The organism is Escherichia sp. WS1152 (assembly GCF_046487665.1).
Lineage (GTDB): Bacteria > Pseudomonadota > Gammaproteobacteria > Enterobacterales > Enterobacteriaceae > Escherichia > Escherichia coli.
In genome coordinates, this window is record NZ_JBJQJA010000006.1 from 257,315 (window position 1) to 278,789 (window position 21,475).

Genomic DNA, 21,475 nt, shown 5'->3' on the forward strand with positions numbered 1-21,475 from the left:
AGGGCCAGTTTCTATTTCTTCGGCGCATCTTCCGGACTATTTACGCCGTTGCAGGACGTTGCAAAATTTCGGGAAGGCGTCTCGAAGAATTTAACGGAGGGTAAAAAAACCGACGCACACTAGCGTCGGCTCTGGCAGGATGTTTCGTAATTAGATAGCCACCGGCGCTTTAATGCCCGGATGCGGATCGTAGCCTTCAATCTCAAAGTCTTCGAAACGGTAGTCGAAGATGGATTCGGGTTTACGTTTGATAATCAACTTCGGCAGCGGACGCGGTTCGCGGCTTAATTGCAGATGAGTTTGATCCATATGGTTGCTGTACAGGTGCGTGTCGCCACCGGTCCAGACAAAATCACCCACTTCCAGATCGCACTGCTGCGCCATCATATGCACCAGTAACGCGTAGCTGGCAATGTTAAATGGCAGGCCGAGGAAGACGTCACAGGAGCGCTGATAAAGCTGACAAGAGAGTTTGCCGTCTGCCACATAGAACTGGAAGAATGCATGGCACGGTGCCAGCGCCATTTTATCCAGTTCGCCTACGTTCCACGCTGAAACAATAATGCGGCGCGAATCCGGGTCGTTTTTCAGCTGGTTCAGTACCGTAGTGATCTGGTCAATATGACGACCATCTGGCGTTGGCCAGGCGCGCCACTGTTTACCATACACTGGCCCGAGGTCGCCGTTTTCATCGGCCCATTCGTCCCAGATGGTGACATTGTTTTCGTGTAGATAAGCAATGTTAGTGTCGCCCTGCAGAAACCACAGCAGTTCATGGATGATGGAACGCAGGTGGCAACGTTTAGTTGTCACCAGCGGGAATCCATCCTGCAGGTTAAAACGCATCTGATGACCAAAAATGGAAAGCGTTCCGGTTCCGGTACGGTCGTTTTTCTGTGTGCCTTCGTCGAGCACTTTTTGCATCAGTTCTAAATACTGTTTCATGGTTCCTCAGGAAACGTGTTGCTGTGGGCTGCGACGATATGCCCAGACCATCATGATCACACCCGCGACAATCATCGGGATGGAAAGAATTTGCCCCATGCTGATGTACTGCACCCAGGCACCGGTAAACTGCGCGTCGGGCTGGCGGAAAAACTCAACAATGATGCGAAACGCGCCGTAGCCAATCAGGAACAAGCCAGACACGGCTCCCATCGGGCGCGTTTTACGAATATACAGGTTGAGGATAATAAACAGCACCACACCTTCCAGCAGCAGCTCGTACAACTGTGACGGGTGGCGAGGCAGCACGCCGTAAGTATCAAAAATGGATTGCCACTGCGGATTGTTTTGCAGCAACAGAATATCTTCGGTACGGGAGCCCGGGAACAGCATGGCAAACGGGAAGTTCGGGTCAACGCGGCCCCACAGTTCACCGTTAATAAAGTTGCCCAGACGCCCGGCGCCAAGACCAAACGGAATGAGCGGTGCTATAAAATCAGATACCTGGAAGAAGGAACGTTTGGTGCGGCGGGCGAAGATAATCATCACCACAATTACGCCAATCAGGCCGCCATGGAAGGACATGCCGCCGTCCCAGACGCGAAACAGATACAGCGGATCAGCCATAAACTGCGGGAAGTTGTAGAACAGAACATACCCAATACGTCCGCCAAGGAAAACGCCAAGGAAGCCCGCATAGAGTAAGTTTTCAACTTCATTTTTGGTCCAGCCGCTGCCCGGACGATTCGCCCGACGTGTTGCCAGCCACATTGCAAAAATGAAACCCACCAGATACATCAGGCCGTACCAGTGAAGCGCCACGGGTCCTATTGAGAAAATGACCGGATCAAACTCCGGAAAATGCAGATAGCTACTGGTCATCTGTCACCACAAGTTCTTGTTATTTCGCTGAAAGAGAACAGCGATTGAAATGCGCGCCGCAGGTTTCAGGCGCTCCAAAGGTGCGAATAATAGCACAAGGGGACCTGGCTGGTTGCCGGATACCGTTAAAAGATATGTATATGATCCGCGCTATAACCCTCCGCGAATCAGCCCGCCCATGCCGCGACGCTCCATAAAGGCTGCAACCTGATGGCGAACTTCGGTCGCCAGTTGCGCTTCCAGACTACGCTGCGCAAGATTTTCTGCTTCGGCATAATCAATGCGCCGCAGCAGGTATTTTACCCGCGCTACAGAACGTCCGTTCATAGACAGATGGCGATACCCAAGCCCAATGAGGATTGCCACGCACATGGGATCGCCCGCCATTTCACCGCACAAACGGAGATCGATTCCATGTATTTCCGCTTCCCGGGCGATCATCGCCAGAGCTCGTAACATTGCAGGATGAAGACTGTCATAAATGTTCGCCACCCGGGTATTGTTGCGATCAACGGCCAGAATGTATTGAGTCAGATCGTTGGTGCCAACAGAGATGAAATCGACCCGCTTTGCCAGATGCGGCAGCATAAATACCATTGACGGCACTTCCAGCATGATGCCGATACGTGGTTTGGGAATTTCGTAACCGATCATCTCCTCGACTTCACGTCCGGCACGTTCAATCAGGCGGCGTGCTTCGTCAACTTCATCGAGGCTGGTGACCATCGGCAACAGAATATTCAGGTTGCCCGTAGCGGCATTAGCACGCAGCATCGCCCGCACCTGGATCAAGAAGATCTCCGGCTGATCGAGCGTAATGCGAATCCCACGCCAACCCAGGCATGGATTCTCTTCGCTGATCGGCATGTAAGGCAGCTGCTTATCTGCTCCGACATCCAGCGTACGCAAGGTGACGGGTTTATCATTGAACATTTGCAGCATCCCCTGATACTGCGCCACCTGTTCTTCTTCCGACGGAAAACCACTTTGCAGCATGAATGGGATTTCAGTGCGATAAAGACCGATGCCATCAATACGGCTGCCCAGTTTTTCTTCATGTTCCGGGCTTAAACCGGCATTGAGCATGACTTTTATACGCTCACCGCTTTTTAACTGCGCGGGTAAATTGACGTCATCTTCCGCCAGACGGCTAAGCTCAATCTCTTCACTAATTAGCCGCTGATATTCTTGCAGCAGTACCGGCTCCGGATCGACCAGCAATTCACCGCGATAGCCATCGACGATCAGCGTCCGACGATGCAGCACCGAAGGCTGAATATCCGCGCCCATCACGGTAGGGATCCCCAGCGCACGTACCATGATCGCAGCATGGGAGTTGGCTGCGCCATCTCGCACGACAACACCGACTAAGCGATCCTGGGGCAGCTCAGCAAGAGTTGTCGCTGACAGTTCATCTGCCACCAGAATGAAACGTTCCGGCCAGGCGTTCGGCCCTTGATTAGCGTCATCAAGATGAAACAGCAATCGCTGACCCAGCGCACGTAAATCGCCAGCCCGCTCTTTGAGATAGTTATCGCTTAGCGCGGCAAACTGTTCGGCAAATTTTTCAATGACCGTTTTTACCGCCCATTCTGCCACCGAGCCTTTATCAACCTCGGCAAACAATTCGCGACGCAGCCGGGTGTCCGAAAGCAGGTGCGAGTAAAGATCGAAAATAGCCGCCGTTTCTTTTTGTGCACCGGCGGCAAAGCGTTTGCTGTAGCGGCGAAACTCGTTTGCCGCTTCTTCCAGCGCCCCGGTCAGTCGTTCGCGTTCCAGAGCCGGATCCAGCGTTGATGCCTGATACACCTGTTCCATTAAAGGTAACGTGGCATCCTGCCAGCCTTCGGCAATCGCCACACCAGGTGCTGCCGGTAATGCGCGGATTCGCGTCTGGCGATATTGCCCAAACAAGGCAGTCAACTGCGACTGAGAAAGAATCGCTGCCATCTGGGTGGCAAGCGTCACCAGGAAGGATTCTTCACTTTCGTCATACTGGCGCAACTCTCGTTGCTGTACCACCAGTACACCAAGCAACTGGCGACGTTGAATAATTGGTACGCCTAAAAACGCGCGAAAACGTTCTTCTTTTACGGAGGGGATGTATTTGAAGCTGGGGTGCTTTTGCGCATCTGCAAGGTTTATCGGTTCCGCCAGCCTGCCAACCAGGCCGACGATCCCTTCATCAAACGCGAGCGTTACAGTGCGACCGCGTGGTTTTTTCAGCCCCCGGGTCGCCATCAGGTAGTAACAACGTCGATCATGATCGGCCAGGTAGACCGAACAGACCTCGGTATCCATCGCAAGACAGATGTCGGTAACCAGAATATTTAACGCCTCATTCAGGCGTGGTGCGCTGGCTACCTTTTCGACTATTTCGCGCAGGCGAGTGAGCATAATTGGCGTGACTTAACCTCTTTTACGTCGATAAGCAGATGCGTTTTGTGGTTTTGGCGTATTTTCCTGCAGTGACATCACCACGCTCGCGAACTCTTTCATTACCCTACGGTAGACATCACGTTTAAATGACACCACCTGTCTGACCGGATACCAGTAACTTACCCATCGCCAGCCGTCAAACTCTGGTGTACTGCTGGTTTGCATATTGATTTCTGCATCGCCGCTCACCAGCTGCAAGAGAAACCATTTTTGTTTTTGGCCGATACAAACCGGCTTCGTGTCCCAACGCACCAAACGTTTCGGTAATTTGTAGCGCAACCAGTTACGCGTTGAAGCAAGGATTCGAACGTCTTTGCGGCTTAATCCTACTTCTTCAAACAATTCACGGTACATCGCCTGCTCTGCGGATTCTCCGGGGTTAATTCCGCCTTGCGGAAATTGCCAGGAGTGCTGACCAAATCGCCGGGCCCACATTACCTGCCCCTGGCGATTACAAATCACGATACCTACGTTTGGGCGGTAGCCATCGTCATCAATCACCGGACTACCTCAATATAAAGCTTTATATACGAATGATTGTTTCATACTCCAGGAAGACGGTAAACCACTCTCTGCAGGGCATTACACACTAATAACAATTGAATAACTCACAGTTATGTGCAGAGTTATAAACAGAGGAAGGGGTGGATAGCCGTTTTTATTCACCTTTTCTGTGGATAGAGTTGTGAAGAACTACGGAATTACTACGGGAAAACCCGGAGCATTCTGAATAAGCCCGATATAGACATTTTAAAATATTCATTATCAGTCAATGCATTACATGTAATTTAAGTAATGAAAAAGAGTAATTCGTGACCCAGGTCACACCTCTCATTTACGGGTTGGCGAAAGATCAACCAATGCCGTATTTATCCACAGAATGTGCCACTAAGTTAAGCACTGAACCACTAAAAACTGGAGTTTCGTCGCACGTCAAGGCTGTAAATGGAAACAGTAGTGGAGGTTTTTCACAGTTATCCCAGCTTTCTGTGGATAACATGGTGTAAGATCCTGTTTATTTTCAGTGACCAGATTTGGAAAACCCGTTGCAGTGTTGCGCAACTCGATTACCGGCAACCTAAAAAGCAATATAAATCAGAGAATTGAACAACGCATGTGGAAAAAGTTACACTGCGAATATTCGGCACATAATTGCTGTTTGTTTTTTAACCAAGGTATCATGACATGTCCCAACCTCGCCCACTGCTCTCTCCTCCCGAAACTGAAGAACAGTTGTTAGCGCAAGCACAGCAACTTTCTGGTTATACATTGGGAGAACTGGCGGCACTTGCCGGGCTGGTTACGCCAGAGAATTTAAAACGCGATAAGGGCTGGATTGGCGTGTTACTGGAGATCTGGCTAGGTGCCAGCGCAGGGAGTAAACCTGAGCAAGATTTTGCTGCTCTGGGCGTGGAACTTAAAACTATCCCTGTGGATAGTCTTGGTCGTCCGCTGGAAACAACATTCGTTTGTGTTGCCCCGTTAACGGGCAATAGCGGGGTGACCTGGGAAACCAGCCACGTGCGCCACAAACTCAAACGCGTACTGTGGATACCGGTTGAAGGCGAGCGCAGCATCCCGCTGGCGCAGCGTCGCGTTGGATCACCGTTGCTGTGGAGCCCGAATGAAGAGGAAGACCGGCAGCTACGCGAAGACTGGGAAGAATTAATGGATATGATTGTTCTCGGTCAGGTTGAGCGGATTACCGCTCGTCACGGGGAGTATTTACAGATACGACCGAAAGCAGCGAATGCGAAAGCGCTTACCGAAGCCATTGGTGCCCGGGGCGAACGGATTCTGACGCTGCCGCGCGGCTTTTATTTGAAGAAAAATTTCACCAGTGCGCTGCTGGCCCGTCATTTTCTGATCCAGTAGCCATCGCTTTGACCTGCCGCTTTCCGGGCATATAATTACCGCTTCATTTTTTTGGCAGGGCTTTTTAGATGTTATTTGCATGGATAACCGATCCTAACGCCTGGCTTGCGCTCGGTACGCTGACGCTGCTGGAGATCGTTCTTGGGATCGACAATATTATTTTCCTTTCTCTGGTGGTGGCAAAGCTTCCCACAGCACAACGTGCTCATGCGCGCCGTCTGGGGTTGGCGGGAGCCATGGTTATGCGTCTGGCGCTGCTGGCATCAATCGCCTGGGTTACGCGCCTGACAAATCCGCTTTTTACAATATTCAGTCAGGAAATTTCTGCCCGTGACTTGATTCTGCTTCTGGGTGGCTTGTTCCTTATCTGGAAAGCCAGCAAGGAAATCCACGAATCCATTGAAGGTGAAGAAGAAGGGCTGAAAACACGCGTTTCATCATTCCTCGGCGCTATCGTGCAGATTATGCTGCTGGATATTATCTTCAGCCTCGATTCAGTGATTACCGCTGTGGGTCTGTCAGATCACCTGTTTATTATGATGGCAGCCGTGGTGATTGCCGTAGGCGTGATGATGTTCGCCGCGCGCTCGATTGGTGATTTTGTCGAACGCCATCCTTCGGTAAAAATGCTGGCTCTCTCTTTCCTGATTCTGGTGGGCTTTACCCTGATTCTGGAAAGTTTCGACATCCACGTACCGAAAGGTTACATCTACTTCGCGATGTTCTTCTCTATTGCGGTTGAAAGCCTCAACCTGATTCGCAACAAAAAGAATCCGCTCTGATACTCCGTACGCTCTCCTGCGGGAGGGCGTACTCACTCCTGTTACCCTCACAGTTTAAGATTTTCCTGCTTTCAAGATATATAACGTCGGTTTATAAACAGACTATTATCATAGGTGGGCCAAATGAGGATAACCGGATGAAAAAATGGGCAGTAATAATTTCTGCAGTCGGACTGGCGTTTGCTGTTTCCGGGTGTTCCAGTGATTACGTCATGGCGACCAAAGATGGCCGTATGATTTTGACCGATGGAAAACCTGAAATTGATGATGATACCGGGCTGGTGAGTTATCACGATCAGCAAGGTAACGCGATGCAAATTAACCGTGATGATGTTTCGCAAATAATTGAACGTTAACAAATAAGGTCAGCATCCGGCTGGCCTTAAGATTTTTCTCTTTCCCTTTTCCCTTCCCTCTGCCATTTTTATATTCCTTATGTCGTGATTATAAAAAGGAAACGGCTATGCAATATCACCGTATACCCCACAGTTCGCTGGAAGTCAGCACGCTGGGGCTTGGCACGATGACGTTTGGTGAACAGAACAGCGAAGCCGACGCCCACGCACAACTCGACTATGCCGTCGCTCAGGGCATTAACCTTATCGACGTTGCCGAAATGTACCCAGTACCTCCGCGCCCCGAAACGCAAGGGTTAACCGAAACCTACGTCGGCAACTGGCTGGCGAAACATGGCAGCCGCGAAAAGTTAATTATCGCCTCCAAAGTGAGCGGACCGTCGCGCAATAATGACAAGGGCATCCGCCCGGATCAGGCGCTGGATCGGAAGAATATCCGCGAAGCGCTGCATGACAGCCTCAAGCGTCTGCAGACTGATTACCTCGATCTTTATCAGGTGCACTGGCCGCAGCGCCCAACCAACTGCTTCGGCAAACTCGGTTATAGCTGGACAGATTCTGCGCCTGCGGTTTCGCTGCTGGATACGCTGGACGCACTGGCAGAGTACCAACGAGCGGGAAAAATTCGTTATATCGGCGTGTCGAACGAAACTGCATTTGGCGTAATGCGCTACCTGCATCTGGCGGACAAACACGATCTGCCGCGTATTGTCACCATTCAGAACCCTTACAGTCTGTTAAACCGCAGTTTTGAAGTAGGTCTGGCAGAAGTCAGCCAGTATGAAGGGGTCGAACTGCTGGCCTATTCGTGCCTGGGTTTCGGCACGCTGACCGGGAAATATCTCAATGGTGCAAAACCCGCTGGCGCACGTAATACGCTCTTTAGTCGGTTCACCCGCTATAGCGGTGAGCAAACGCAAAAAGCCGTCGCGGCGTATGTTGATATCGCCAGACGTCATGGCCTGGATCCTGCTCAGATGGCGCTCGCTTTTGTACGTCGTCAACCGTTTGTTGCCAGCACTCTGCTGGGCGCAACCACGATGGAGCAGCTGAAAACTAACGTCGAAAGTTTGCATCTGGAGTTGAGCGAAGACGTATTAGCTGAAATTGAAGCGGTGCATCAGGTTTATACGTATCCTGCACCATAAGATTAACGCCGGTTAAAACCGGCGTTAAATATTAATGACGGCGCTGCCAGATCCACAGCGCCGTTATTGCCAGCGCAAATAGCGCACCGAAGCCAATGCCAATGGGCACGACCGGGATGCCTACCATTACCGCCAGCGAGTAAATGCCCAGCATCAACAACATGGCGCTATTTTCGCCAAGGTTTTGTACTGCAATCGCATTCCCCGCCCCGACGCTTTTTTTACCCCGCTCCTGTAGCAACGCATTGAGCGGAACGACAAAAAAGCCCCCCAGCACGCCAATCAGCATCAACAAGGCATAGGCTGGCAGCAGCTCGTGTTGCAGGGAGAAAATCAGTACCACCACGCCAATCAAAATCCCGGCTGGCATACAGCGTGACACGGTTTCCAGCGTAACCAGCTTCGCTGCCGCACCTGCGCCAACCACGATACCAATCGCTACCATCGCGTTGAGATAGGTCGGCGTAGCGTTATCGGTAATGCCCAGCGCCACCGGTACCCACAGCACCAACAGGAAACGCAGCGTGACACCCGCTCCCCAGAATAAACTGGTGCCCACCAGCGAAAAACGCGTTTCACCATTGCACCATAGCGAGGTGCAGGCATTCAGGAAACTGCGGGTCATGTTGATGAGATTCCAGGACTGCCCCGGACGCGCCGCCGCCAGTTTGGGAATGTAGATATTGGCAACGACCGCACCACCGTAGGCCAGTGCGCATGCGGCCAGGGCGACCAGGACATGCCAGTCAGCCAGCACACCACCGGCTACGGAACCGAGCAAAATCGCCGCTATGGTAGAAGCTTCCATTAAACCGTTAGCTTTTACTAACTTACTACCCGTGGTTAATTCGCCGAGAATACCGTATTTCGCCGGTGAATAGGCTGCAGCACCAACACCCACCAGCGTATAGCCGAGAAACGGATTGATACCAAAGCAGATACTGGCTGCGCCCAGCAGCTTCAGGCCGTTGGCAAACATCATCACCCGGCCTTTGGCGAAGCTATCCGCCACCTGCCCGACAAATGGCGCAAAAAGAATGTAAGCACCTACAAACACCATTTGCAGGATGGGCTGGCTCCACTCCGGATAGAACTGCGCTTTCAGTAACGCCAGAGTGGCAAACAGTAGTGCATTATCGCCAAACGCAGAGAGAAACTGCGCCACGATAACCGCTTTCATCCCCTTCGACCACAACGAAGTATTAGTGTGCACTGACTCACTCATCGTGTTGTTCCGCTTCGTCTACCCAGCTTTTCAACGTGACAAAGTCAGGTTTGCCGCTGCCAAGTAATGGCATCTGTTTCAGATAGCGAATATCACGCGGTACAGCAAGCTCCGGCACACCGTGCTCGCGGGCATACTGTTGCAACTTATCGCGCGTCAGTTCGTTATCTGTGGTGAAAAGCACCAGTGCCTCGCCTTTGCTGGCATCGCTCTTAATTGCAGTGGCATGGACTTTATCTGGCGAAACACCAAGTGCCAGTTGTTCCACCATTTCCAGCGACACCATTTCGCCTGCAATTTTGGCAAAGCGTTTTGCGCGACCCTGAATCTGCACAAAGCCCTGCTCGTCAAAACGCACGATATCGCCAGTGTCGTACCAGCCGCGCTCCATTTCGCCGCGCACATTCTCGGCGGTGGGCACTTCCAGTACACCTGGCTTCTCCACCCGCAGATAGCCGTTCATTATGTTCGGCCCTTTCAGTTGCAGGCGTCCGCCCTCTTCGATACCAGGAACCGACAACAGGCGCGCATCCATTCCTGGTAGAATACGCCCTACCGTACCGGGTTTCGCCGCCATCGGTACGTTGATAGAAACGACAGGCGCGCACTCGGTTACACCATAGCCTTCAAGGATGCGCAGGCCAAATTTATCCTGCCAAAGCTGTTTGGTACTTTCTTGTAGTTTTTCTGCGCCTGCCACCACATAGCGTAGACGATAGAAGTCATACGGGTTGGCGAAACGCGCGTAGTGACCGAGGAAAGTGGAGGTACCGAACAACACGGTGCAACTGCGGTCATACACCAACTCCGGCACAATGCGGTAATGCAGCGGGCTTGGATAAAGGAACACTTCTGCACCTGTGAGCAGTGGCGTAAACAGGCCTACCGTCAGCCCAAAGGAGTGAAACAGCGGCAACGCCGACATAAAGCGATCGTTGGTGGTGAAGTCGGCAATCGTTTTAATCTGCTCGACATTCGCCAGAATGCTTTTATGGCTATGGACGACGCCTTTCGGATGGCCTTCAGAACCGGAGGTAAAAAGGATCAGCGCCTCTTCTTCCGGCTGCTGTTTTACCTGTGCCAGACGCGGCATCAGCAAATGAGCGAAGATCCACACTTTGTCGGCAGTGGTGACATCTGCTTTTAAATCTTCCAGATAGACCCAGCGCACCTGAGTAAGTTGCTCCGGCAGATGCCAGAGTTTGCCTTTATCGAGAAACTGGCGGGAAGTGAAGATGGTTTTGATTTCAGCCGCCGTAATGGCGCTGGTCAGCCCTTTTACCCCAGCGGTGTAGTTCATCATTGCGGGAATGCGGCGACGGGCGATGGCCCCAAAAATCACTGCCGCACTGATGCCTGCATTGGGCAGCATTAAGCCGATACGTTCGCCTTCAACACTGTATTTTTCAAGGATGCGTCCAACAAACAGCGTTTTAGTAAGCAATTTGCGATAGGAGTCTGGGGTAAAGTTGACGTCTTCGACACATTTCTTCCCGGCTCCGAAGCGGTACATTGCACTCAGTAAAGATTCGTACAGCGTTTCACGCGGGCGCACCGCCATACGCGCTTCCATCATTATTTGATGCAGCATTTCGCCAGCGATTTTGCGACGGTCACGGGCACGCGGCGCATCCGGCATCTCCACCTGCGTTGGTGGCAAAATATGCAGAGTAATTTGCGGGAACAAGCGACGTTTAACCAGACCTTTCAGGCGGCTGAAGTGCGTAAGTTCCGCCCCTTCGATACGCACAGGAATAACCGTTGCACCAGACTTCGCCGCGACAAAACCCGCGCCATCGTAGATTTTCATCAGCGAGCCTGTGGTGGTGATGCGTCCTTCAGGGAAAATCACCACTGGTCGGCCCTGTTCCACCAGACGTACCAGATGTTTAATCGCCATAGGTTGCGTCGGGTCGAGAGGAACAAAGTCGATAAATGATTTCAGCCAACGCATATACCACTGTTGGCTTATTGAGGTGTAAACGGCAAACACTGGACGCACAGGTAAAAACAGTCCAAGCAAAATGCCATCAATAAAAGAGACGTGATTAGGCGTGATTAGAACGCGCTCGCCCTTCAGTGCCTGGGTGTCACCCGTAACGCGAACGCGATACAAAACACGGCACAAATTTCGAAAAAAGCTAAAAAGCATTCCAACTCCCTTTGCTCTGATTCAGTAAAAGCGAATGGAGGGAGATTACACGAGATAAAGAACGCGAGCGACAGTAAATTAGGTGCGAAAAAAAACCTGCGCATCCGCGCAGGTTGGTGCAAGAGACAGGGTACGAAGAGCGTACCGAATAATCTCACCAATCAATACCTCTGGGATCTTGATTGTGGTCTGCACGACGACTCTTCGCCAGCGAGAAAACGCAAAGGAATGAAGGGAAATGCAACGAGGTGTGTAAATTGTCGGTTACTGTTACAGATTGATGACCGGCAAAAAAAAACCTGCGCATCTGCGCAGGCTGGTGTAATTCATGTGCTCAACCCGAAGTTGACTTCACCTATCAATACCTCTGGGATCACCACTTTAGCAACCTGAAGCCAAACGTCACCAGCGGTCAATCGCAACAGCGTTTCGCAAAGTGTAACCAAAGGTTTGCAATCTCTTTTTTTGTCTTACTTATTTGCGTTTGGCTCACATTCCCACGATGAAAACACGCCACCCCTTGAACCAACGGACGTTTTCCGTAACACTGAAAGAATGTAAGCGTTTACCCACTAAGGTATTTTCATGGCGACCATAAAGGATGTAGCCCGACTGGCAGGCGTTTCAGTCGCCACCGTTTCCCGCGTCATTAATAATTCACCCAAAGCCAGCGAAGCTTCCCGGCTGGCTGTGCATAGTGCAATGGAGTCTCTTAGCTATCACCCGAACGCCAACGCCCGTGCGCTGGCGCAGCAGACCACTGAAACGGTCGGTCTGGTCGTTGGTGATGTTTCCGATCCGTTTTTCGGTGCAATGGTGAAAGCGGTCGAACAGGTGGCTTATCACACCGGTAATTTCTTATTGATTGGCAACGGTTACCACAACGAACAAAAAGAGCGTCAGGCTATTGAGCAACTGATCCGCCATCGCTGTGCTGCGTTGGTCGTCCATGCCAAAATGATCCCGGATGCCGATTTAGCCTCATTAATGAAACAAATGCCCGGTATGGTGCTGATCAACCGTATCCTGCCTGGCTTTGAAAACCGTTGTATTGCTCTTGACGATCGTTACGGTGCCTGGCTGGCAACGCGTCATTTAATTCAGCAAGGTCATACCCGCATTGGTTATCTGTGCTCTAACCACTCTATTTCTGACGCCGAAGATCGTCTGCAAGGGTATTACGATGCCCTTGCTGAAAGTGGTATTCCGGCCAATGATCGGCTGGTGACATTTGGCGAACCAGACGAAAGCGGCGGCGAACAGGCAATGACCGAGCTTTTGGGACGAGGAAGAAATTTCACTGCGGTAGCCTGTTATAACGATTCAATGGCGGCGGGTGCGATGGGCGTTCTCAATGATAATGGTATTGATGTACCGGGCGAAATTTCGTTAATTGGCTTTGATGATGTGCTGGTGTCACGCTATGTGCGACCGCGCCTGACCACCGTGCGTTATCCAATCGTGACGATGGCGACCCAGGCTGCCGAACTGGCTTTGGCGCTGGCGGATAATCGCCCTCTCCCGGAAATCACTAATGTCTTTAGTCCGACGCTGGTACGTCGCCATTCAGTGTCAACTCCGTCGCTGGAGGCAAGTCATCATGCAACCAGCGACTAACCGCAGTTAAAGCAATTCCAGCGCCAGTAATTCTTCGATGGTCTGGCGACGGCGAATCAACCGCGCCTGACCATTATCAAACAGAACTTCTGGTAACAGCGGACGGCTGTTGTAGTTGGATGACATTGATGCGCCATATGCCCCTGTATCATGCAGTACCAGATAATCACCCGCCTTCACTTCCGGCAAGGCGCGGGTTTCGACATTTCCCCCTTCCTGCTGGGTAAAGACATCGCCCGATTCACATAACGGCCCGGCGACGACGGTTTCCACCGTTGGCGCGTGTTCCAGAGAACGACCATCAGCTGCCAGAGCACTGATATGGTGGTAACTACCGTACATTGCCGGGCGCATCAGATCGTTGAACCCGGCATCAACAAGCACAAAGTGGCGGCTACCCATTTGTTTGACGCTCCGCACCTGAGTAATTAATACGCCAGACTGCGCTACCAGGAAGCGACCCGGTTCAATTTCCAGTTTCACAGGGTGGCCCAAATGGCGGGCAATTTGCTCACGCGCGGCATTCCACAGACCATAATAATGTTCGGTATCAACCGCCTCTTCACCCTGTTGATAAGGAACAGAAAGCCCACCGCCCGCAGAAATAGCCTGTAAATCCTGACCGAATTCGAGGACCTGACGCACCATCGCACCACACACCTGTTCCAGATGGGCATAATCAACGCCAGAACCAATGTGCATGTGAATGCCGACCAGCTGCAGATGATGACGTTGTATCACGTCCAGTGCGGCGGGCAGATCGGTGTACCAGATACCGTGCTTGCTGTTTTCGCCACCGGTATTGGTTTTTTGGCTATGTCCGTGACCAAACCCCGGGTTAACGCGCAGCCATACCCGATGCCCTGGCGAAACCTGGCCCAGTTGGTCGAGCATATCAACAGAACCCGCATTCACCGGAATTTGCAATTCACTGACGCGTTCAAGCGTCGCCCGATCGATAACATCTGCCGTAAAAACAATATCATCGGGGTGCGTTTGCGGATTGTAACCCGCCGCCAACGCACGCTCTATTTCGCCTAACGAGACGGAATCCACTTTCACGCCCTGCTCACGCATTAAGCGCAAAATATGAATATTGGAACAGGCTTTCTGTGCAAAGCGCACCACATCAAACTGTTTCAGCGCTGCAATCTGCCGACGAATAATTTGCGCATCGTAGACCCACACCGGGCAGCCAAATTCAGCGGGCAAACGCAGCAGATTTTCGGCGGTGAGAGCGGTATCGGTGCTGAACAGTGAATGTGGCATAGCAAACTCCAGATAAGTGCTTTTTTATGATTACGCCACATCATAAAAAGAATAAAAAATATCGATTTATGTCGAGTCTATGCAAAAATGATATGGATTACCGGATTGCGAGAGAGCGCTAATGGCCGCCGTTAACTTACGTCATATTGAAATTTTTCATGCGGTAATGACCGCCGGAAGCCTGACTGAGGCAGCACACCTGCTACACACCTCACAGCCAACCGTCAGCCGCGAACTGGCGCGCTTTGAGAAGGTGATCGGGCTGAAATTGTTTGAGCGCGTACGTGGACGATTACATCCTACCGTGCAAGGACTGCGTCTGTTTGAAGAAGTGCAACGATCCTGGTACGGACTGGATCGCATTGTCAGCGCCGCAGAAAGTCTGCGCGAGTTTCGCCAGGGAGAACTGTCTATTGCCTGCCTGCCGGTCTTTTCGCAATCTTTTTTACCGCAGCTCCTGCAACCCTTTCTGGCACGTTATCCCGATGTCAGCTTAAATATCGTGCCCCAGGAATCACCGCTACTTGAAGAGTGGCTCTCGGCCCAGCGTCATGATTTAGGACTCACTGAGACACTCCATACGCCTGCGGGAACAGAACGTACCGAATTACTCTCTTTAGATGAAGTGTGTGTGTTACCTCCGGGTCATCCGCTGGCGATAAAAAAGGTATTAACGCCGGATGATTTTCAGGGTGAGAACTACATCAGCCTTTCCCGTACTGACAGCTATCGCCAGTTGCTGGATCAGCTATTTACTGAACATCAGGTTAAACGACGCATGATCGTAGAAACCCACAGCGCCGCGTCAGTGTGCGCAATGGTACGGGCGGGGGTAGGTGTTTCGGTGGTTAACCCGCTCACCGCACTGGATTATGCGGCAAGCGGTTTAGTGGTGCGGCGGTTCAGTATTGCGGTTCCGTTCACCGTCAGCCTGATCCGCCCCCTGCACCGCCCGTCATCAGCGCTGGTGCAGGCGTTTAGTGAGCATTTACAAGCGGGTTTACCGAAACTGGTCACTTCTCTTGACGCTATTTTGTCGTCAGCTACGACAGCATAAAAGCGACAGCATCCTCGGCATGGATCGCCGCAGTATCAAACACAGGCAAAACACTGCGCTCTTCTGGCACCAGTAAACCAATTTCTGTGCAGCCAAAAATGACGCCCTGTGCGCCCTGTTCTGCAAGGCGAGCAATCACTTGCGCATAATAAGCGCGTGACGCTTCGGTAAATTGCCCCAGACACAGTTCTTCAAAAATAATCTGATTAATTTTCGCCCGTTCATCCGCTTCAGGAATAAGACAATTGATGGCAAATTGTTCTGTCAGCCGCCCGCGATAAAAATCCTGTTCCATGGTGTAACGCGTACCCAGCAGCGCCACACGAGTCATTCCGGCCCCGGTAATTGCACGTCCGGTGGCATCCGCAATGTGTAAGAAAGGCAGAGTGCAACGTGACTCAATGGCATCCGCCACTTTATGCATCGTATTGGTACATAACACAATACCTTCTGCGCCCGCCCGCTGTAAGCCAAGCGCCGCCTCAGCCAGAATGTCCCCGGTTTTATCCCATTCCCCGTGACGCTGGCACTCTTCTATTTCATGAAAATCGACGCTATGTAGCAGCACTTGCGCAGAGTGAAGCCCACCAAGCCGCTGTTTAATGCCTTCATTTATCAAACGATAGTAAGGAATAGTGGATTCCCAGCTCATTCCTCCCAGCAAACCAATTGTTTTCATTCCTCTCTCCTGATGTGTGTTACCGCAACAAGGCTGAATAAGGAACGAGACAAACGCCTCAACGGCCAGGTGCCCAATCTCTATTAACGAAAAAAGGGCCGGATGTACAGCACATCCGGCCCGTGAAATCAGACGCCGATATTTCTCAACTTCTCGCCTGCCATCAGTTTGCGTTCGATATGTTCCAGGGTGACATTTTTGGTTTCCGGAATGAGCCAGAAAGTGATGCCCACAAACGCAATGTTCAGCGCAGTGTAGAGCCAGAACGTACCGGCAGCGCCAATGCTGTCGAGCAGCGTCAGGAAGGTCGCGCCGATAATCATATTCGACACCCAGTTCGTGGTGGTCGAACAGGTAATACCGAAATCGCGGCATTTCAGCGGCTGAATTTCAGAGCACAGGATCCACACCACTGGCGCGGCGCTCATCGCATAACCGGCAATACACATCATCGTCATGCCAACAGAGAGCCAGGACAAGCCACTGGAAGCCGTACCGTTATCAAACTGCATCAGGCAGTAACCCAGCACCAGAGTGCCTAACGCCATCACGCTGAAACCAATTTTCAGAGCCGGCTTACGCCCGGCTTTATCTACCGTAAACACCGCAATAAAAGTAGCGAACATAAAGGTCAGCCCCACGACCAGAGTCGCAATCATCTGTTGTTCTGTGGTCGTAAAGCCCGCCATTTTGAAGATACGCGGCGCGTAGTACATGATGATGTTCATACCGGTAAACTGCTGCATCGCCTGCAACAACATACCGAGAAACACAGCACGACGGACGTTACGGTTGATCTTAAACAGTGCCCAACCGCCCTGTTTTAACTTCAGGCTTTCACGAATTTCGTTGAGTTCTTCTCGCGCTTTTTCCGACGTATCGCGCAGCATACGCAACACTTCTTCCGCCTCAATATGACGCCCCTTTTCCGCCAGCCAGCGCGGGCTATTTGGCAGGAAGACCACCAGAATAATCAGCAGGACTGCTGGTAAAGCAAGAACCCCCAACATTGCGCGCCAGTTACCGCTATAACTGAACGCTGTATCGGATAAAAACGCCAGCACGATGCCGAGTGTGACCATCAACTGGTACATACTGATCATCTTACCGCGAACGTTTTCACTTGCCATTTCAGAAAGATACAGAGGAGCGGTGTAAGAGGCGATCCCGACAGCAATGCCCAGCACCACACGAGCGGCGATTAACATCTCTACGCTGGTCGCAAAAGCGGACCCTATCGAGCCGAGCACAAACAGGATGGCCCCCGCCATCAGGCTGTATTTACGCCCCAGGCGGAACGACAGCCAACCATTAAACAGCGCACCAATTGCTGCGCCGAGCATCATGCTACTAACCACCCATTCCTGCAAACGACTGGTCAGCACAAAGTGATCGGTAATGAACGGCAACGCTCCGGCGATTACGCCGATATCAAGACCAAATAACAATCCTGCGACCGCAGCAGCTACCGAAACAAACATATTCATACGCCGCGTATCACGCAAAGAACGTGGCGTTAAAGCAGATTCCGTATTGATAGTAACCATTTTTTCCTGCCAGCAGAGAGTAAGACATAGTGAAAAAATACGTGAACAATTCACACAGGTGTCAGGTCGGAAACAGCATAAATATGGATTAAATTGCTGCGACATGTCGTTATGTGATGGATATTCCAATTTTCAATTTAAGTTGAATTATTGAGATTATTATTAACCACCTAATTTTACAGCAGATAAAATTCATAAAGTTCATTAATTGATAATTGATATGGATTATTTCATAACCATGATATGGATTATGATGATCTACAGGTATAAAAAACCCTGCCATGCGGCAGGGTCATAAAAGTAAGAAGAATGAATTAACGCGCCAGCCAACCGCCATCCACGGCAATGGTATAACCATTCACATAATCTGAAGCGCTGGAGGCAAGGAACACTACCGGCCCCATCAGGTCACTCGGCAGTCCCCAACGGCCAGCTGGAATGCGGTCGAGAATTTCCGCGCTACGTTGTTCATCTGCCCGTAGTTGTTGAGTATTATTGGTCGCCATGTAACCCGGAGCTATCGCATTAACATTAATGTTGTGTTTAGCCCATTCGTTCGCCATCAATCGCGTCACGCCCATAACACCGCTTTTTGATGCGGTATAAGAAGGCACACGGATCCCGCCCTGGAAGGAGAGCATTGACGCGATATTGATAATCTTGCCGCCATTGCCTTGCGCAATAAAGTGTTTCGCCGCTGCCTGAGACATGAAGAATACGCTCTTGATATTCAGGTTCATGACATCGTCCCAGTCTTTTTCGCTGAACTCGAGAGCATCTTCGCGGCGAATCAATCCGGCGTTATTCACCAGGATATCAATATGACCAAACTCAGCTACCGCGCGATCCAGCAGTGCTGGAATGCCATCAATCTTTCGCAGATCGGCGGTCAGGCTTAAAAAACGACGCCCCAGCACCGTGACCTGCTTGATGGTTTCAGTCGGTTCAACGATGTTAATGCCAACAATGTCACAGCCCGCTTGCGCCAGCCCCAACGCCATCCCCTGGCCCAGTCCAGTATCACAACCAGTGACGACCGCAACTTTACCTTCGAGAGAAAATGCACTTAAAATCATAACAATACCTTATTCGTTTATGCCCACAACTAGCGCAAATCTTTAACGGCCACATGGTCCATATCATCAAAGACCTGGTTTTCACCGACCATGCCCCAGATAAAGGTATAAGCTTTGGTTCCGACGCCGGAATGGATCGACCAGCTCGGGGAGATCACCGCCTGCTCGTTATGCATCACAATGTGACGCGTTTCTTGTGGCTGCCCCATCATGTGGAAAACGCAGGCGTCATCATCCATATTGAAATAGAAATAAACTTCCATCCGGCGCTCGTGGGTGTGACACGGCATGGTGTTCCACAAGTTACCTGGAGCCAGCTCCGTCAGCCCCATACTCAATTGGCAGGTTTCCAGCACATCCGGGACAAAATATTTGTTAATCGTGCGACGGTTACTGGTGAGGTTATCACCTAACGTGACAGGAGATACTTCGTCCGGTGTGACTTTTTTGGTGGGATACGTCGTATGCGCGGGTGCGCAATTGTAATAAAACTTCGCCGGAGTGCCGGTATCAATACTGGCAAAGACAACTTCTTTTGCACCTTTACCCACATACAGGGCGTCGCGGTGACCGATTTCATAGCATTGACCATCGACAGTAATCGTACCGGCACCGCCAATATTGATAACACCTAACTCGCGACGTTCAAGGAAATAACTTACGCCGAGTTGTTTACCAACTTCCCCGCCAACGGAAACCGTTTTAGTTACCGGCATAATGCCGCCAACAATAATTCGGTCAATGTGGCTGTAAACCATGGTGTACTCATCGGCGACAAATACCTTTTCAACCAAAAATTCATTGCGCAGCCCTTGGGTATCCAGTGTTTTTGCGTGCGCACTGTGGATGCTCTGTCTTACGTCCACATCAACCTCCGATAATCAGTGAAGCGTGAAAATAGAAAACGATAGTGAAACACTGTTTCGTTTTCTCTATAAGGGGATGATATGCCCATGGGATAGGGTTTTCAATTAAAAATAAAACAATGTTTCATTTTTAAGTTAAGGATTAAAAAAAGTGCCGTGTCGATCACGAATATGTCATGAGAATGGAAAAATCAGGGAGTCCTGAAAAGGTATGTCGACTCACCAGCCATCATTATTCAACAGATTAATGACGGCAGATATTTATCGGTAAGGAGGAAATGCAGAGCTACTCGTCACGTTCAATGGTCAATGCTACGCCCTGGCCCCCGCCGATACAAAGCGTTGCCAGTCCTTTGCGGGCATTACGTTTCACCATTTCATGAACCAGAGAAACCAGGATTCGGCAACCGGAAGCGCCTATCGGGTGACCGAGTGCGATCGCGCCACCATTGACATTGACCCGACGCTCATCCCATTCAAGCATCTTGCCAACCGAAAGCGCCTGTGCAGCAAACGCTTCATTAGCCTCGATAAGATCGACATCAGCCAACTGCCAGCCTACACGCTCCAGGCAACGGCGGGTCGCATACACCGGCGCAATTCCCATCAATGCTGGATCTACACCAACGCTGGCAAATGCGCGGATGCGGGCCAGCACGGGTAAATTCAACGCTCGTGCTTTGGCTTCGCTCATCATCATTACCGCAGCTGCGCCATCGTTTATGGATGATGCATTACCCGCTGTCACAGAACCGAGACTATCAAATGAAGGATTTAAACGGGCTAAGCCTTCTGCACTGGCGTCAGTGCGTGGCTGTTCATCGGTATCAATAACCAACGTCTGACCATTACTTTGGGTCATTACCGGGACGATCTCATCTTTAAATCGTCCGGCGTCAATCGCCGCTCGCGCTTTTTGTTGCGAGCTAAGTGCGTAAGCATCCTGCAACTGACGGCTGATGCCATATTCGCGAGCCAGATTTTCGGCGGTGACACCAATATGATAATCATTGAAGGCATCCCACAACCCATCATGCACCAGACTGTCAACCAACTGGCTATTGCCAAGCTGTGCACCGGTGCGGCTATCAGTCAGAACATGTGGTGCGCGGCTCATGTTTTCCTGGCCACCGGCGATGACAATATCAGCCTCGCCACACTGTATCGCCTGAGTAGCCAGATGCAGTGCTTTAAGCCCGGAACCGCAAACGTCATTAATCGTGATTGCAGAAACGCTATTAGGAAGACCACCTTTAATAGCCGATTGCCTTGCCGGATTCTGCCCTGCCCCTGCAGTCAACACCTGACCAAGAATTACTTCATCCACCGCATATGCAGGAACGCCGGTACGTTCTATTAACGCTTTCACGACCAGACTACCAAGTTCCACGGCGGAATGACCCGCTAACGCACCACGAAAGCAGCCGATAGGTGTCCGTAACGCCCCGACAATCACAACGTCTTTCATCACAACCTCGCACCAATTAACAGTGCAATAGTAAATGATTGTTAATTACAGTTATCTTAATTGTTTAAAAAAAGTGATTTTTATCACAAAGG

Annotated in this window: 19 protein-coding genes; 6 read left to right on the forward strand and 13 right to left on the reverse strand. The window is 51.1% G+C overall.

What is annotated here, in order from left to right:
- Positions 1 to 150: 150 nt before the first annotated feature.
- The 5 genes from thyA to ygdT all read right to left on the reverse strand — a co-directional run bounded on the left by thyA (position 151) and on the right by ygdT (position 5,266).
- Positions 151 to 945 carry a thymidylate synthase gene (gene thyA / locus ACJHW7_RS12395; protein WP_000816232.1) on the reverse strand — a complete coding sequence of 265 codons (795 nt, stop codon included), beginning with the start codon at positions 943 to 945 and terminating at the stop codon, positions 151 to 153.
- Positions 946 to 951: 6 nt separating this feature from the next.
- Positions 952 to 1,827, reverse strand: a complete 876-nt coding sequence (gene lgt / locus ACJHW7_RS12400; protein ID WP_021557158.1) for a prolipoprotein diacylglyceryl transferase — start codon at positions 1,825 to 1,827, stop codon at positions 952 to 954.
- Positions 1,828 to 1,977: 150 nt separating this feature from the next.
- On the reverse strand, positions 1,978 to 4,224 hold the full coding sequence (gene ptsP, locus ACJHW7_RS12405) for a phosphoenolpyruvate--protein phosphotransferase (RefSeq protein WP_000957914.1): 2,247 nt from the start codon (positions 4,222 to 4,224) through the stop codon (positions 1,978 to 1,980).
- A 12-nt stretch (positions 4,225 to 4,236) separates the two neighbouring features.
- Positions 4,237 to 4,767 (reverse strand): RNA pyrophosphohydrolase, encoded by a 531-nt coding sequence (gene rppH, locus ACJHW7_RS12410; RefSeq protein WP_000564489.1) that lies wholly within the window; start codon positions 4,765 to 4,767, stop codon positions 4,237 to 4,239.
- Between the two features lie 352 nt (positions 4,768 to 5,119).
- Positions 5,120 to 5,266, reverse strand: coding sequence for a protein YgdT (gene ygdT, locus ACJHW7_RS12415; RefSeq protein WP_000953278.1), 147 nt, complete (start codon positions 5,264 to 5,266; stop codon positions 5,120 to 5,122).
- Between the two features lie 185 nt (positions 5,267 to 5,451).
- On the opposite strand from ygdT, the gene mutH reads away from it, so the two are divergent.
- The 4 genes from mutH (at position 5,452) to ACJHW7_RS12435 (ending at position 8,427) form a co-directional block, all read left to right on the forward strand.
- On the forward strand, positions 5,452 to 6,141 hold the full coding sequence (gene mutH, locus ACJHW7_RS12420; RefSeq protein ID WP_000082188.1) for a DNA mismatch repair endonuclease MutH: 690 nt from the start codon (positions 5,452 to 5,454) through the stop codon (positions 6,139 to 6,141).
- Between the two features lie 68 nt (positions 6,142 to 6,209).
- Positions 6,210 to 6,923: a TerC family protein gene (locus ACJHW7_RS12425; protein ID WP_000895624.1), complete on the forward strand. Its 714-nt coding sequence runs from the start codon at positions 6,210 to 6,212 to the stop codon at positions 6,921 to 6,923.
- Positions 6,924 to 7,060: 137 nt separating this feature from the next.
- Positions 7,061 to 7,279: a lipoprotein YgdR gene (gene ygdR / locus ACJHW7_RS12430; RefSeq protein ID WP_000758655.1), complete on the forward strand. Its 219-nt coding sequence runs from the start codon at positions 7,061 to 7,063 to the stop codon at positions 7,277 to 7,279.
- Between the two features lie 107 nt (positions 7,280 to 7,386).
- Positions 7,387 to 8,427 carry an NADP(H)-dependent aldo-keto reductase gene (locus tag ACJHW7_RS12435; RefSeq protein WP_001199299.1) on the forward strand — a complete coding sequence of 347 codons (1,041 nt, stop codon included), beginning with the start codon at positions 7,387 to 7,389 and terminating at the stop codon, positions 8,425 to 8,427.
- Between the two features lie 31 nt (positions 8,428 to 8,458).
- On the opposite strand, the gene lplT is transcribed toward ACJHW7_RS12435, so the two are convergent.
- Both lplT and aas read right to left on the reverse strand, forming a co-directional pair.
- Positions 8,459 to 9,652, reverse strand: coding sequence for a lysophospholipid transporter LplT (lplT, locus tag ACJHW7_RS12440; protein WP_000004606.1), 1,194 nt, complete (start codon positions 9,650 to 9,652; stop codon positions 8,459 to 8,461).
- Complete coding sequence (aas, locus tag ACJHW7_RS12445; protein WP_000899069.1) at positions 9,645 to 11,804, reverse strand: bifunctional acyl-ACP--phospholipid O-acyltransferase/long-chain-fatty-acid--ACP ligase; 2,160 nt, start codon at positions 11,802 to 11,804, stop codon at positions 9,645 to 9,647. Before aas ends, lplT begins: the two co-directional genes overlap by 8 nt.
- Before the next feature lie 585 nt (positions 11,805 to 12,389).
- On the opposite strand from aas, the gene galR reads away from it, so the two are divergent.
- The gene (gene galR / locus ACJHW7_RS12450; RefSeq protein ID WP_000201064.1) at positions 12,390 to 13,421 is read left to right on the forward strand and encodes an HTH-type transcriptional regulator GalR; all 1,032 of its coding nucleotides are present in this window, start codon (positions 12,390 to 12,392) and stop codon (positions 13,419 to 13,421) included.
- 6 nt (positions 13,422 to 13,427) lie between these two features.
- On the opposite strand, the gene lysA is transcribed toward galR, so the two are convergent.
- Positions 13,428 to 14,690 carry a diaminopimelate decarboxylase gene (lysA, locus tag ACJHW7_RS12455; RefSeq protein WP_021557159.1) on the reverse strand — a complete coding sequence of 421 codons (1,263 nt, stop codon included), beginning with the start codon at positions 14,688 to 14,690 and terminating at the stop codon, positions 13,428 to 13,430.
- Positions 14,691 to 14,811: 121 nt separating this feature from the next.
- Here lysA and lysR point away from each other — a divergent pair, with 121 nt between their 5' ends.
- Positions 14,812 to 15,747, forward strand: coding sequence for a DNA-binding transcriptional regulator LysR (gene lysR / locus ACJHW7_RS12460; protein WP_000741819.1), 936 nt, complete (start codon positions 14,812 to 14,814; stop codon positions 15,745 to 15,747).
- Here the strand turns inward: lysR and ygeA are convergent.
- The 5 genes from ygeA to ACJHW7_RS12485 form a co-directional block, all read right to left on the reverse strand.
- Entirely contained in the window at positions 15,734 to 16,426 is a 693-nt protein-coding gene (ygeA, locus tag ACJHW7_RS12465) for an amino acid racemase (protein ID WP_021557160.1), read from the reverse strand. The two genes, lysR and ygeA, sit on opposite strands and share 14 nt — an antisense overlap.
- A 128-nt stretch (positions 16,427 to 16,554) precedes the next feature.
- On the reverse strand, positions 16,555 to 17,973 hold the full coding sequence (araE, locus tag ACJHW7_RS12470; protein WP_000256438.1) for an arabinose-proton symporter AraE: 1,419 nt from the start codon (positions 17,971 to 17,973) through the stop codon (positions 16,555 to 16,557).
- 314 nt (positions 17,974 to 18,287) lie between these two features.
- On the reverse strand, positions 18,288 to 19,049 hold the full coding sequence (kduD, locus tag ACJHW7_RS12475) for a 2-dehydro-3-deoxy-D-gluconate 5-dehydrogenase KduD (protein ID WP_000603529.1): 762 nt from the start codon (positions 19,047 to 19,049) through the stop codon (positions 18,288 to 18,290).
- A gap of 29 nt (positions 19,050 to 19,078) precedes the next feature.
- Entirely contained in the window at positions 19,079 to 19,915 is an 837-nt protein-coding gene (gene kduI, locus ACJHW7_RS12480) for a 5-dehydro-4-deoxy-D-glucuronate isomerase (protein WP_001625819.1), read from the reverse strand.
- A 286-nt stretch (positions 19,916 to 20,201) separates the two neighbouring features.
- Positions 20,202 to 21,383: an acetyl-CoA C-acetyltransferase gene (locus tag ACJHW7_RS12485; protein ID WP_000656026.1), complete on the reverse strand. Its 1,182-nt coding sequence runs from the start codon at positions 21,381 to 21,383 to the stop codon at positions 20,202 to 20,204.
- Between the last annotated feature and the right edge of the window lie 92 nt (positions 21,384 to 21,475).